This window comes from Streptomyces sp. enrichment culture, from assembly GCF_964273255.1.
In the GTDB taxonomy this organism is placed as follows: Bacteria; Actinomycetota; Actinomycetes; order Streptomycetales; family Streptomycetaceae; genus Streptomyces.
Genome location: NZ_OZ186835.1, coordinates 1,006,487 through 1,019,524, shown reverse-complemented (window position 1 = coordinate 1,019,524; position 13,038 = coordinate 1,006,487). Strand labels below are relative to the sequence as shown.

The 13,038-nt window shown below is 74.3% G+C and carries 9 protein-coding genes; 7 read left to right on the top strand and 2 right to left on the bottom strand.

Features of this window, described 5'->3' with window-relative positions:
- Nucleotides 1-322: 322 nt before the first annotated feature.
- On the top strand, nucleotides 323-934 hold the full coding sequence (locus tag ACSU53_RS04450; RefSeq protein WP_437024856.1) for an adenylosuccinate lyase: 612 nt from the start codon (nucleotides 323-325) through the stop codon (nucleotides 932-934).
- Between the two features lie 213 nt (nucleotides 935-1,147).
- Here the strand turns inward: ACSU53_RS04450 and ACSU53_RS04445 are convergent, their stop codons facing one another.
- Nucleotides 1,148-2,743: an alpha/beta hydrolase gene (locus tag ACSU53_RS04445; protein WP_437024855.1), complete on the bottom strand. Its 1,596-nt coding sequence runs from the start codon at nucleotides 2,741-2,743 to the stop codon at nucleotides 1,148-1,150.
- A 250-nt stretch (nucleotides 2,744-2,993) separates the two neighbouring features.
- Nucleotides 2,994-4,046 (bottom strand): Rv2578c family radical SAM protein, encoded by a 1,053-nt coding sequence (locus tag ACSU53_RS04440; protein ID WP_437024854.1) that lies wholly within the window; start codon nucleotides 4,044-4,046, stop codon nucleotides 2,994-2,996.
- A gap of 172 nt (nucleotides 4,047-4,218) precedes the next feature.
- On the opposite strand from ACSU53_RS04440, the gene ACSU53_RS04435 reads away from it, so the two are divergent.
- From ACSU53_RS04435 to ACSU53_RS04410, 6 genes are all read left to right on the top strand, one after another.
- Nucleotides 4,219-4,662, top strand: coding sequence for an SRPBCC family protein (locus ACSU53_RS04435; protein WP_437024853.1), 444 nt, complete (start codon nucleotides 4,219-4,221; stop codon nucleotides 4,660-4,662).
- A gap of 210 nt (nucleotides 4,663-4,872) precedes the next feature.
- Entirely contained in the window at nucleotides 4,873-7,317 is a 2,445-nt protein-coding gene (locus ACSU53_RS04430; RefSeq protein WP_437024852.1) for an MFS transporter, read from the top strand.
- A 479-nt stretch (nucleotides 7,318-7,796) separates the two neighbouring features.
- Nucleotides 7,797-8,630 carry a M55 family metallopeptidase gene (locus ACSU53_RS04425; protein ID WP_437024851.1) on the top strand — a complete coding sequence of 278 codons (834 nt, stop codon included), beginning with the start codon at nucleotides 7,797-7,799 and terminating at the stop codon, nucleotides 8,628-8,630.
- Nucleotides 8,623-9,927, top strand: a complete 1,305-nt coding sequence (locus ACSU53_RS04420) for a M20/M25/M40 family metallo-hydrolase (RefSeq protein WP_437024850.1) — start codon at nucleotides 8,623-8,625, stop codon at nucleotides 9,925-9,927. Before ACSU53_RS04425 ends, ACSU53_RS04420 begins: the two co-directional genes overlap by 8 nt.
- Before the next feature lie 3 nt (nucleotides 9,928-9,930).
- Nucleotides 9,931-11,895 carry a prolyl oligopeptidase family serine peptidase gene (locus tag ACSU53_RS04415; RefSeq protein WP_437024849.1) on the top strand — a complete coding sequence of 655 codons (1,965 nt, stop codon included), beginning with the start codon at nucleotides 9,931-9,933 and terminating at the stop codon, nucleotides 11,893-11,895.
- On the top strand, nucleotides 11,892-12,824 hold the full coding sequence (locus ACSU53_RS04410; RefSeq protein WP_437024848.1) for a S66 peptidase family protein: 933 nt from the start codon (nucleotides 11,892-11,894) through the stop codon (nucleotides 12,822-12,824). Before ACSU53_RS04415 ends, ACSU53_RS04410 begins: the two co-directional genes overlap by 4 nt.
- The last annotated feature ends 214 nt before the right edge of the window (nucleotides 12,825-13,038 follow it).

The following is a 13,038-nucleotide window of genomic DNA, read 5'->3' as shown; positions in this document are numbered from 1 at the left end:
CGCACCGGGGCCTGCGTGCGGAGTGCGGGTGGTGGTGCCGGGCTGCGAGCGCACACGCCCGGTGCCGGTGCGGGAAGGGCGTGCACACGCCCCGCCCGGCGGCGGATCCGGCCGGCCCTGTCCCGGGGCCGGGCCGTACTGCGGTACACGGAGTACCGAACCGACTGCGACTCGCGGCGGCTGCGTCACCAAACCGCCACGAGGAGGGTCTGCGAGTGGGTAACTCGCTCGTCTGAGCTTAACCGGCCGGTAACGAGCGCGCCAGCCCCCACCTTTGTGATCTGGCTCCCGAACGCCCCGGCGCACACCTAACCTCGGGACCATGGACGAGGAGTGGCGACAGCTCACGCAGCGCTTACGGACCGAGGCCGGCGGCTCGACGGCCTTCGACGACCTCGTGGCGACCCAGGACCCCGACACCCTCGCGGGCGTCCTCACCGCACCCGGTCAGCCCCTGTGGGCCCGCGAACTGGCCGCCGTCCGGCTCGGCCTGGCCGGTGACCGGCGGGCCTTCGAGTCCCTGGTGCTGTTCCTCAACCACCGCGACCCGCCGCGCTGCGCCGCGGCCGCCCTCGCGCTCGCCCGCCTCGGCGACCCGCGCACCGCCCGTGCCGCCGCGGCGCTGGCCACCAACGAACTCCGCGTCGCCTACGCCCTGCATCCGGTCCGCCTGCTGACCGCGCTGCGCGCCCCCGAGGCGGTCCCCGCCCTCATCACCACGCTGCGCCGCCGTCTCGGCCCCGAGGACCCCCACCGCCACGTCGCGCTCGCCTGCGTCGAGGGACTGGGTGAACTCGGCGATCCCCGCGCTCAGTCCGTACTGCACGAGGCCCTGGCCCACCCGGCGCTGACGGAGGCCGCGAGCCGGGCCCTGGCCCGCATCCCGCGCCAAGGGGGCGCGCACGGGCGGATCCCGGGCCAGCGGTGGAGGTGACGGGCAGTCACCCTGTGCCCCGCACCCTGGCCCTTCACCTCGGCCCGTCACCCCGGCCCGTCGCCTCGCTTTGTCACCCCGGCCCGTCACCTCGGCGCGGGCCCCCGGCGGCCGGTGGCTCCGGTCCCCGAGGGCCGGACTCCCCGCGGTGTGCCGACGGCCGGCCGCGGATGCCGGGCAGGCCGTGACGGGGCGCCGGCGGGGTGACGGCGGTCAGCCGCGGGAGCCGAGCAGGCCGTGCAGGATCGTGCCGCGGGACGTGGCCGGGGCGGCCTTCGACGTCGGGGGTTCCGGGTCCGGCAGGGCCTCGCACACCGCGTCGGCCACCCCCGCACCGCCGCCGCGCGGCACCGTGCCGTCGGCCAGGTAGGCCGCCAGGTGCCGGTCCAGGCAGGCGTTGCCGCTCAGCGTGATGCCGTGGTTGCCGCCGCCCCGCTCGACGACCAGGCTGGAGCGCGCCAGCAGGCGGTGGACCGTGACGGCGCCCCGGTAGGGGGTGGCCGCGTCGCCGGTCGCCTGGAACAGCAGGGCGGGCGGGATCAGCCCGTTGGCGACGGACGGCGGACGCAGCGACCGCGTCGGCCAGAACGCGCACGGTGCGTTGTACCAGGCGTTGTTCCAGGTCATGAACGGCGCCTCGGCGTGGACCGCCGCGTTGTCCTTGCGCCACTGCCGCCAGTCGCGCGGCCAGGACGCGTCCCGGCACTCGACCGCCGTGTAGACGCTGTAGCCGTTGCCGGCGCCGGGCTCGGCGGCGCCGAAGTTCTCGTAGACGGTGAGCAGCGGCCCGGTCTCGTCGTCGTTCACGTACGCCGCGAACGCCTCGGCGAGATAGGGCCAGTACCCGTTGTAGTAGCCGCCCGGGATGAAGGTGTCCTCCAGCTCCGCCGCGCCGACCCTGCCGCCGGCCGGCTCCTCGGCCAGTGCTGCCCGCATCGCGTACCAGCGGGCCTCGACCCGCTCCGGGTCGGTGCCGAGCCCGTACGTCGCGTCGTGCTCGGCGATCCAGGCCATCAGGGCCCGGTGCCGCTCGTCGAAGGCCCGGTTCTGGTGCAGGTTGGCCTCGTACCAGACCTCGTTCGGGTCGACCACCGAGTCCAGCACCAGGCGCCGCACCCGCTCCGGGAAGAGCTTCGCGTACACCGCGCCGAGGTAGGTGCCGTAGGAGTAGCCGAAGTAGCTGATCCGGTCGGCGCCGAGGGCCTCCCGGACGACGTCCAGGTCGCGCGCCGTGCTGGTGGTGTCGATGAACGGCAGCAGATCGGCGTACTTGGCCCGGCAGGCGTCGGCGAAGGACTTCACGCGGGCCAGGTTGGCCTCCTCCACCGCCTCACCGGCGGGTACGGAGTCCGGCCGCACCGGGTCGAAGTGGTCCGGCGCGCAGTCCAGCGCGGGGCTGCTCGCCCCCACGCCGCGCGGGTCGAAGCCGATGACGTCGTACTGCGCCGCCACCTCCCGCGGCAGCGAGGCGGCGACGAACCCGGCGAGCGTCCGCCCGCTGCCGCCGGGGCCGCCCGGGTTGACCAGCAGCGGCCCCTGGTACGTCGACGCGGTGTGCGGGACCCGGGACAGCGCGAGCGTGATCGTGCGCCCGCCGGGATCGGCGTGGTCCAGCGGCACCTCGACGCTCGCGCACTGCAGCGTCGGGTAGTGCTCGGTGGGGCACTTCTTCCAGGCGGGCGCGGCGGGGGTGGCTGCGGCCGGGGCGGATCCGGCGGCCGACGGGGTGCCGGCCGAGGCGGGCAGGGCCGTCAGGCTTCCGGCCACGACGGCGGCGGCACCGCACAGCACGGCTGCGCGCTTCCTCATGAGGAGCTCCCGGGACGGAGGGTCGGCGGGCCGCACGGCGCACGGCCCTCGCCGGATCGTCCCGGGTCCCGGGCCCCGGACCAACGCGTTCCGCCGGTACGTGACCCGAACGGGTCGCGGATGCGCTCCAACGTGCCCAACGCGGTGGTGCGTCCGAGCGCCGGCGCGGCGACCCTGCTACGGAAACGGGCGCCCGCGGCGGAGCGCCCGCGTGGCCTTGGACCTCGCCGGCCCTTTCACCCCCGCGCGGCTACAGCAGCGTCAGCTGAGTCGGCTCCGGGTGTGCGGACTCCACGGACCCTGTGGCCGTAGGGGCGGCCGGGCCGATCCGGCGGGGCAGGCCGGGCGCCGCGGGGCCGATGCCGTGGGCGCGGGCCAGCTCGTGCACCTGGCGGGTGATGCGGCGCTGGTACCACTTCGGGGCGTAGGCGCCCTCCGCGTACAGCCGTTCGTAGCGGCTCACCAGGTGCGGGTGGTGCCGGCCGAGCCAGGACATGAACCACTCGCGCGCCCCCGGGCGCAGATGCAGCACGAGCGGTGTGACGGACGTGGCTCCCGACGCGGCGATGGCCCGTACGGTGGCGCGCAGTTGGTCCGGGCGGTCGCCGAGGAACGGGATGACCGGGGCCATCAGCACCCCGCAGCCGATGCCGTGCCCGGCCAGCGTGCGGACGACGTCGAGGCGCCGCTCGGGGGCGGGTGTGCCCGGCTCCACGGTGCGCCACAGCGACTCGTCGACGAAGCCCACGGAGACCGAGACGCCGACGTCGGTCACCTCGGACGCCTGCTTGAGCAGCTCCAGGTCCCGCAGGATCAGCGTGCCCTTGGTCAGGATCGAGAAGGGGTTGGCGTGGTCGCGCAGGGCGGCGATGATGCCCGGCATCAGACGGTAGCGGCCCTCGGCGCGCTGGTAGCAGTCCACGTTGGTGCCCATGGCGATGTGCTCGCCCTGCCAGCGGACGGAGGCGAGCCGGTGGCGCAGCAGTTCGGGCGCGTTCACCTTGACCACGATCTGGGTGTCGAAGTCCAGGCCGGAGTCGAGGTCCAGATAGCCGTGGGTCTTGCGGGCGAAGCAGTACACGCAGGCGTGCGAGCAGCCGCGATAGGGGTTCACGGTCCATTCGAACGGCATCCGGGAGGCACCCGGCACCCGGTTGACGATCGAGCGGGCGCGGATCTCGTGGAAGGTGATCCCGCGGAATTCGGGCGTGTCGACGGTCCGTGTCGTGACGGCGTCCGCGCCGAACAGCGCGGCGTCGGCCCGGCTGTGGCCGTCCCCGGTCGAGAGGTTCTCCCAGCGCATGACGCCTCCTCGGTAGTGCAGGACCACAGAATAGAACAAGTGTTCCCTTGATCGTGCGGGTGACAGGTTCGATCACGCTTCCGATCAGTTGTGGACTCCCGATTTGGGTGGCCGGGTGCGGGGGTGGTTGGCTTGGCCGGACCCCCGACACACCAGGTCCTGGAGGAAAGTCATGGCGCAGGTCGAGGCCACTACGGAGCGGATCGTCGCGGCGGACGCGGAGACGGTGTTCGACGCCCTCGCCGACTACAGCGGAACCCGGGCCAAGGTGCTGCCCGAGCACTTCAGCGAGTACGAGGTCCGCGAGGGCGGCGACGGCGAGGGCACCCTCGTCCACTGGAAGCTCCAGGCCACCAGCAAGCGCGTGCGGGACTGCCTCCTGGAGGTGACCGAGCCCAGTGACGGCGAACTGGTGGAGAAGGACCGCAACTCCTCCATGGTCACCGTCTGGCGCGTCACCCCGGCCGGTGAGGGACGCTCACGGGTGGTCGTGACCACCACCTGGCAGGGCGCCGGAGGCATCGGCGGCTTCTTCGAGAGGACCTTCGCGCCCAAGGGTCTGGCCCGCATCTACGATGCGCTGCTCGCCAAGCTGGCCGCCGAGGTCGAGAAGTAGCCCCGTCCGTCGGGCACTTCCGTCGTCCCCCGGCTCAAGGAGCCGCTCCACGGGGGGACATGGTGAGGGCGGCCGGCCCCGATGTCGGCCGCCCTCACCGGTTCGGGTGATCTCCGGCCGACCTCTCCGTACGCCGTAACTCGCCGTGCTTGCTCGTAGTTGTCGCTTTTACGCGGGAATGGTGCGGCAGGGCGACGAGGGGAGCGGTACGTGGGCGGGATCACTCTGACGAAGGACGAACCGGCGGTCGCGGCTCCGCCGGTCCCGGACCCGCCCCCGGCGTCCGGCGGCCCCGCCGGGCTGAGCCCGCGCCGGGTCCGCCTGGTCTTCGTCGCGCTCATGCTGGCGCTGCTGCTGGCCGCCCTCGAGCAGATGATCGTCGCCACCGCGCTGCCCCGGATCGTCGGTGACCTGCACGGCCTGGACCGCATGTCCTGGGCGATCACCGCCTACCTGCTCACCTCCACCATCGGGCTGCCCGTCTACGGCAAGCTGGGCGACCTGCTCGGCCGCAAGGGCGTCTTCCAGTTCGCCATCGTGGTCTTCGTCGTCGGATCCGCACTGGCCGGCCGGGCCCAGACCATGGACCAGCTGATCGCCTACCGGGCGGTGCAGGGGGTCGGTGCGGGCGGACTGATGATCGGCGTCCAGGCGATCATCGCGGACATCGTCCCGGCGCGGGAACGGGGCCGCTTCATGGGCCTGATCGGCGCCGCCTTCGGTCTCGCCTCCGTCGCGGGGCCGCTGCTCGGCGGGTACTTCACCGACCACCTGTCGTGGCGCTGGTGCTTCTACATCAATGTGCCGTTCGGGATCGTCACCCTGATCGTGGTCGCCCTGGTGCTGAAACTGCCCCGGCCCGCCGCCCGCCCCCGCCTCGACGTCCTCGGCACGCTCCTGCTGGCCGCCGCCTCCACCTGCCTGGTGCTGCTCACCAGCTGGGGCGGCACCGAGTACGCGTGGGACTCGCGCGTGGTGCTCGGCCTCGGCGCCGGCGCCCTCGTGGCCACCGTCCTCTTCCTGGCCGCCGAACGCTTCGCCGCCGAACCCCTCATCCCGCTCCGGCTGTTCCGGGACTCGGTCTTCAACATCACCGGTCTGGTCGGCCTGGTGATCGGCGTGGCCCTCTTCGGCGCCGCGAGCTACCTGCCGACCTACCTCCAGATGGTCGACGGGGCCACGGCCACCGAGTCCGGGCTGCTGATGCTGCCCATGATGGCCGGAATCGTCGGTGCCTCGGTCATCTCCGGTCAGCTCATCAGTAGGTCCGGCCGATACCGGTCGCATCCGATCATCGGGTCCGCGCTCTCGGTCGTCGGCATGGCGCTGCTGTCCCGCCTGGAGACCGGTACGCCCCGGCTGCACTACAGCATCTGGATGGCCGTCCTCGGTGCCGGCATCGGCATGGTGATGCCGGTGCTCGTCCTGGCCGTGCAGAACTCCGTGCGCCCCGCCGACCTCGGCACCGCCACCAGCGCCAACAACTACTTCCGCCAGATCGGCGGCAGCGTCGGCGCCGCCGTCTTCGGCACCCTGTTCGCCTCCCGCCTCACCGACGCCCTGGCCGACCGCCTGCCCGCGTCCGGGGGCGGAGGTGCCCTGCCCGACGCCGAGTCCATCACCCCGCAGGCCGTGCACGCGCTGCCGCCCGCCCTGCGCGACGCCTACATCCAGGCCTACGCCGACGCCATGCCGCGCATCTTCCTCTTCCTGGTGCCGGTCCTCGTCCTCGGCCTGCTGCTCGCCTTCTTCCTCAAGGAGAAACCCCTGGTGTCCCACAACGCCCCCGCCGCAGCCCCGGCCCCGGACGCGTCCTACGCCCCCGGCACCGTCCCGCAGGCCCGCCTGCACGCCGCCGGCGCGGCGCACACCGCCGCGGCCCGGCCCCCGCACGCCGGGGGCGTCCCGGTGTGCGGCACCGTCCAGCATCCCGACGGCACCGTCGTGCCGCGGGCCGCGCTCACCCTGATCGACGTCGGCGGACGGCAGATCGGGCGGGGCGCCAGCGGCGACGACGGGCGCTACGCCCTGGCCACCCCGGGCTCGGGGTCGTACGTCCTGATCGCCGCCGCGGGCGGCCACCAGCCGCAGGCCGTCTCGGTCACCGTCGGCGAACGCCCCGTCGAACTGGACGTGGTCCTCGGCGGCGCGGGCCGCCTCGCCGGTTCCGTCCTCACCGCCGACGGCACCCCGGTGCGCGACGCCGCCGTCACGCTCACCAACGTCCACGGCGAGGTCGTCGCCACCACCCGCAGCGGCCGCGAGGGCGGCTACGTCATCACCGAGCTGGTCGCCGGGGAGTACACCCTCGCCGCCAGCGCACCCGCCTTCCGTCCCGCCGCCCTCCCCGTCACCGTCCAGGCGGCGCGCGAGACCCGCCAGGACGTCGAACTCGCCGGCGGCGCCGTGCTGCGCGGCACCGTCCGGGGGAGCGGGGGGCGCGCCGTGGAGGACGCCCGGGTGACCCTGCTGGACGCGGCGGGCAACGTCGTGGACACCCTCACCACCGGCGCCGACGGGATCTTCCGCTTCGTCGACCTGTCCTCCGGCGAGTACACCGTGATCGCCGCCGGGTACCCGCCGGTGGCCACGGTGCTGCAGATGGCCGGAGGGGGCCGCACCGAACGCGACCTCCAGCTCGGACACGAGGACTGAGGCCGCCCGCCGGGGGCGCGGCGGGCCGGCCCGGCGCCGGATGTGCCGTGCGCCGGTGCCCCGGGCCGGGGATGTGCCGTGCGCCGGTGCCCCGGAGTCGCCTGCGCGCGGTCCGTGCGGTGATCGTCGGCTTCCGGGCCGCGCGTCGGGCAGGCTCTCCGGCACGGTTTCTACAGTGCAGAACGTGGCGATCGACTGTGCGGACGCCCACGGACTCGCCCGCTTTCTGGAGCGGGGTGACCGGCCGCCCGGTCGACCCGCAGGACCGGCGACGGGGGCGCGCGGGCCGCTCGCCACCGCGGGTGCCCGCGCACCTCCGGCCGGTCGGCGTTCCCGGTCGTTCCCCTGCTCGCGTGGCACCCCGGCGACGGTGCTCCGGGCCGTCCCGGCGAGGCCGCGGCGCGTCCCGCGGGGCCGGTGCGGTGAGAGTTTTCCACAGGCCTGGCCGTGGTTCGTGCCGAGCACGTAGCGTGCCAGGCATGAAGATCCTCATCAGCGCCGACATGGAGGGCGCCACGGGCGTCACCTGGCCGGCCGACGTGCTGCCGGGGACACCGCAGTGGGAACGCTGCCGCTCCCTGTTCACCTCGGACGTCAACGCGGCCGTGCTCGGCTTCTTCGACGGCGGCGCGGACGAGGTGCTGATCAACGAGGCCCACTGGACCATGCGCAACCTCCTGCTGGAGGAACTGGACGAGCGGGCCACGATGCTCACCGGGCGGCACAAGGCGCTGTCCATGGTCGAGGGCGTACAGCACGGCGACGTGGACGGCATCGCGTTCGTCGGCTACCACGCGGGCGCCGGCATGGAGGGCGTCCTCGCCCACACCTACCTCGCCAACTCCGTCACCGGGGTGTGGCTGAACGGGGAGCGCGCCAGCGAGGGCCTGCTCAACGCGCACGTCGTCGCGGAGTACGGGGTGCCGGTGGTCCTGGTCACCGGGGACGACGTGGCTTGCGAGGACGCCCTCGGCTACGCGCCCGGCGCGCTGAAGGTCGCCGTCAAGGACCACGTGTCGCGGTACGCGGCGGTGTGCCGCACACCCGGCAGAACGGCGGCCGACATCCGGGCCGCGGCGAAGGAGGCGGCGGGACTGGCGGTGCGTCAGCCGCCCGCCGACGCCGGGCCGTTCACCGTGGAGGTGGAGTTCGACGCCGCGCACCTCGCCATGGCGGCCACCGTGGTGCCCGGAGTGCGCCACACCGGGGAGCGGAAGGTGGCGTACACGAGCGCCACGATGTACGACGGGATCCGCGTCTTCAAGGCGGTCACCACGATCGCCTCGGCCGCGGTGGAGGAGCAGTATGGCTGACCGGCAGGCACGGGAAGAGGTCGTGACGTTCACGTCCGACCTGATCAGGATCGACACCACCAACCGCGGCGGCGGGGACTGCCGGGAGCGTCCCGCCGCCGAGTACGCCGCCGCGCGGCTGGCCGAGGCGGGCCTCGAACCCACCCTCCTGGAGCGCACGGCGGGCCGCACCAACGTGGTCGCCCGCATCGAGGGCACCGACCCGTCGGCGGACGCCCTGCTGGTGCACGGCCACCTGGACGTGGTGCCCGCCGAGCCCGGCGACTGGAGCGTGCACCCCTTCTCGGGGGAGATCCGCGACGGGGTCGTCTGGGGGCGGGGCGCCGTCGACATGAAGAACATGGACGCGATGATCCTCGCCGTGGTGAGGTCCTGGGCCCGGGAGGGCGTCCGGCCCCGCCGGGACGTCGTCGTCGCGTTCACCGCCGACGAGGAGGCGAGTGCCGTGGACGGCTCCGGATTCCTCGCCGACCGGCACCCCGGACTGTTCGAGGGCTGCACCGAGGGCGTCAGTGAATCCGGAGCGTTCACCTTCCACGACGGCGCCGGACGGCAGATCTACCCGATCGCGGCCGGGGAGCGCGGCACCGCCTGGCTGCGGCTCACCGCGCGCGGCCGGGCGGGACACGGCTCCAAGGTGAACCGGGAGAACGCGGTGACCCGCCTCGCCGCCGCGATCACCCGCATCGGCGAGTACGAGTGGCCGCTGCGCCCCACCCCCACCGTGCGGGCTGCCCTCCGTGAACTGGCCGCGCTGTACGGCCTGGAGACCGACCTCACCGACATCGACACGCTGCTGGACAAGTTGGGACCGGCCGCGAAGCTGGTCGAGGCCACCGTCCGCAACAGCGCCAACCCGACCATGCTGGACGCCGGATACAAGGTCAACGTGATCCCCGGAGCGGCCGTGGCGCAGGTCGACGGACGCTTCCTGCCGGGCACCGAGGACGAGTTCCGCGCCACCCTCGACCGCCTCACCGGGCCGGACGTCGACTGGGAGTACGAGCACCGGGAGGTCGCCCTCCAGGCACCGGTCGACTCGCCGACGTTCGCCGCCATGCGCGCCGCGATCGAGGAGTTCGCGCCCGAGGGGCACGTCGTGCCGTACTGCATGTCGGGCGGGACGGACGCCAAGCAGTTCTCCCGGCTCGGCATCACCGGGTACGGCTTCGCACCGCTGAAGCTGCCCGAGGGCATCGACTACCAGGCCATGTTCCACGGAGTGGACGAGCGCGTGCCCGTCGAGGCACTGCACTTCGGCGTCCACGTCCTCGACCGGTTCCTGCGGACGGCCTGACGAGTGGGGGAGACAGTGCGGACACTGGAGTACGGGGCGTGGCCCTCGCCCATCGACGCGGCCACCGCCGCCGCGCAGGACGGCAGCCCCGAGTACGCGGGCTTCGTCGGCGACGAGGTGTGGTGGACCGAACCCCGGCCCGCCGAGGGCGGCCGGCGCACCCTGGTCCGGCGGCACCCGGACGGCCGGGAGGAGAGCGTCCTGCCCGCACCGTGGAACGTGCGCAGCCGCGTCCACGAGTACGGCGGGCTGCCCTGGGCCGGCGTCATGACGGACACCGGACCGCTGGTGGTCTTCGTCAACTTCACGGATCAGCGCCTGTACCGCTGGGAGCCGGGCACCACGCCCCGCCCGCTCACCCCCGTCTCCCCTGTCGGGCAGGGCCTGCGCTGGGTCGAACCGGTCTGCAGGGCGGACCGCGGGGAGGTGTGGTGCGTCCTGGAGGAGTTCACCGGGGACGGGCCCGGCGACGTGCGCCGACTCCTGGCCGCCGTCCCGCTGGACGGCTCCGCCGCCGGCGACCGGGACGCGGTGCGTGAACTCACCGACGACCGGCACCGGTTCGTCACCGGACCGCGTCCCTCGCCCGACGGCCGGCGCGTCGCCTGGCTGGCCTGGGACCACCCGCGCATGCCGTGGGACGGCACCGAACTCCTCGTCGCCGACGTCGCCCCCGACGGCACCTTCGGCGAGCCGCGGACCGTGGCCGGGGGGCCCGAGGAGTCCGTCGCCCAGGCCGACTGGACCCCCGACGGCCGGCTGCTCCACACCAGCGACCGCACCGGCTGGTGGAACCTGTACCGGGACGGCGAGCCCGTCTGCCCGCGCGAGGAGGAGTTCGGCGGTCCCCTGTGGCGGCCCGGCTCACGCTGGTTCGCCCCGCTGGACAGCGGGCTCGTCGCCGTGCTGCACGGCCGCGGCGCCGCGGTGCTCGGAATCCTCGACCCCGACACCGGCGAGGTCGTCGACGCGGCCGGACCCTGGACCGAGTACGCCTCCTTCCTCGCCGCCCACGGCGAACGCGTCGTCGCCGTGGCGGGCAGTCCGCGCAGCGCTCCGGAGGTCGTCGAACTGGACACCCGCACCGGCAGGTCCCGGGTCGTCGGCGCCGAACACCGGGACCTCGTGGACCCCGCCCACTACCCCGAACCGCACCTGCGCACCTTCACCGGCCCGGACGGCCGCGAGATCCACGCCCGCGTGTACCCGCCGCACCACCCCGGCTGCACCGCGCCCGGCGACCGCCTGCCCCCGTACGTCATCCGGGCGCACGGCGGCCCCACCGGCCGGGCGCCGCTCGTCCTCGACCTGGAGATCGCCTACTTCACCTCCCGCGGCATCGGCGTCGCCGAGGTCGACTACGGCGGCTCCACCGGCTACGGGCGCGCCTACCGCAACCGGCTCCGCGGACAGTGGGGCGTGGTCGACGTCGAGGACTGCGCCGCCGTCGCGCTGGCCCTCGCCGAGGAGGGCACCGCGGACCGCGACCGGCTGGCCCTGCGCGGCGGCAGCGCCGGCGGCTGGACCACGGCCGTCTCGCTGACCACCACCGACGTCTACGCCTGCGGCACCATCCTCTACCCGGTGCTCGACCTCACCGACTGGAGCACCGGCGGGACCCACGACTTCGAGTCCCACTACCTGGAGAGCCTGATCGGCCCCCGCGACGAGGTGCCCGCCCGGTACACCGAACGCTCGCCCGTCACGCACGCCGAGAAGCTCACCGTGCCGTTCCTGCTGCTCCAGGGCCTGGACGACGTGATCTGCCCGCCCGTGCAGTGCGAGCGCTTCCTGGCCCGGCTGGCCGGCCGCCGCGTGCCGCACGCCTACCTCACCTTCGAGGGCGAGGGCCACGGCTTCCGGCGCGCGGAGACCATGGTGCGCGCGCTGGAGGCGGAACTCGCCCTCTACGACCAGGTGTTCGGCCTGAACGCGCCGGACGTCGAACCGCTGGAGCTGACCGTATGAAGCGTGTGGAACCGCTGCGCAGGCCGCCCCGCCTCGCCCCCGGCGCGCGGGTGGCCGTCGTCGCCCCCAGCGGGCCGGTGCCGCAGGACCGGCTCCGGGCCGGTCTGGACGTCCTGCGCGGCTGGGGACTCGACCCCGTGGTGGCCCCGCACGTCCTGGACCGGCACGACCGGTTCGACTACCTGGCGGGCACCGACGCCGACCGGGCGGCGGACCTGCAGGCCGCCTGGTGCGACCCGGCCGTCGACGCGGTGATCTGCGCGCGCGGCGGCTACGGGGTGCAGCGGATGACCGAGCTGCTCGACTGGACCGCGATGCGCGCCGCCGGACCCAAGGTGTTCGTCGGCTTCAGCGACATCACCGCGCTGCACGAGGCGTTCGCCACCCGGCTGGGCCTCGTCACCCTGCACGGACCGATGGCCGCCGGGTTCGACTTCATCAAGAGCACCCGCGCCCAGGACCACCTCAGGGCAACGCTCTTCGCGCCGGAGACGGTCCGGGTGCTGGCCACCAGAGGGACCGCGCTCGTGCCGGGCCGGGCACGCGGGGTCACCCTCGGCGGCTGCCTCGCCCTGCTCGCCGCCGAGCTGGGCACCCCGCACGCCCGGACCTCCGCGCGCGGCGGACTGCTGTGCCTGGAGGACGTGGGGGAGGAGACGTACCGGCTCGACCGCTCCCTCACCCAGCTGCTGCGCGCCGGGCTGCTGGACGGGGTCGCCGGGGTGCTGCTGGGCTCCTGGGCGGACTGCGGTCCCCCGGACGAACTGCGCGCCCTGTTCGCCGACCGGCTCAGCGGCCTGGGTGTGCCGGTGGCCGGGGAGTTCGGCTTCGGGCATTGCGACGGGGCGATGACCGTGCCCTTCGGCGTTCCGGCGGAACTCGACGCAGGGGCGGGCACCCTGACCCTGGAGCATCCGGCGCTGAGCTGATCGGGGGCCCGGACGGGGGCCGGGCCGGGGCCGGGCGACGGGGTGTTGCCGCTGCCGGGGCGGCTTCGCTCCCCGGCAGTCGGTGCGCGCGGGCGTGGGGGACACGGGCACCCCGCAGGAGACGTGCCGCCGGCGGATCGGGCAGAGCGGGAGCGTTGTGGCGGGGGCGTGGTGGCGGGCGGTGCCCATGGCCGGAGCGGGGGCGGTGGGCCCG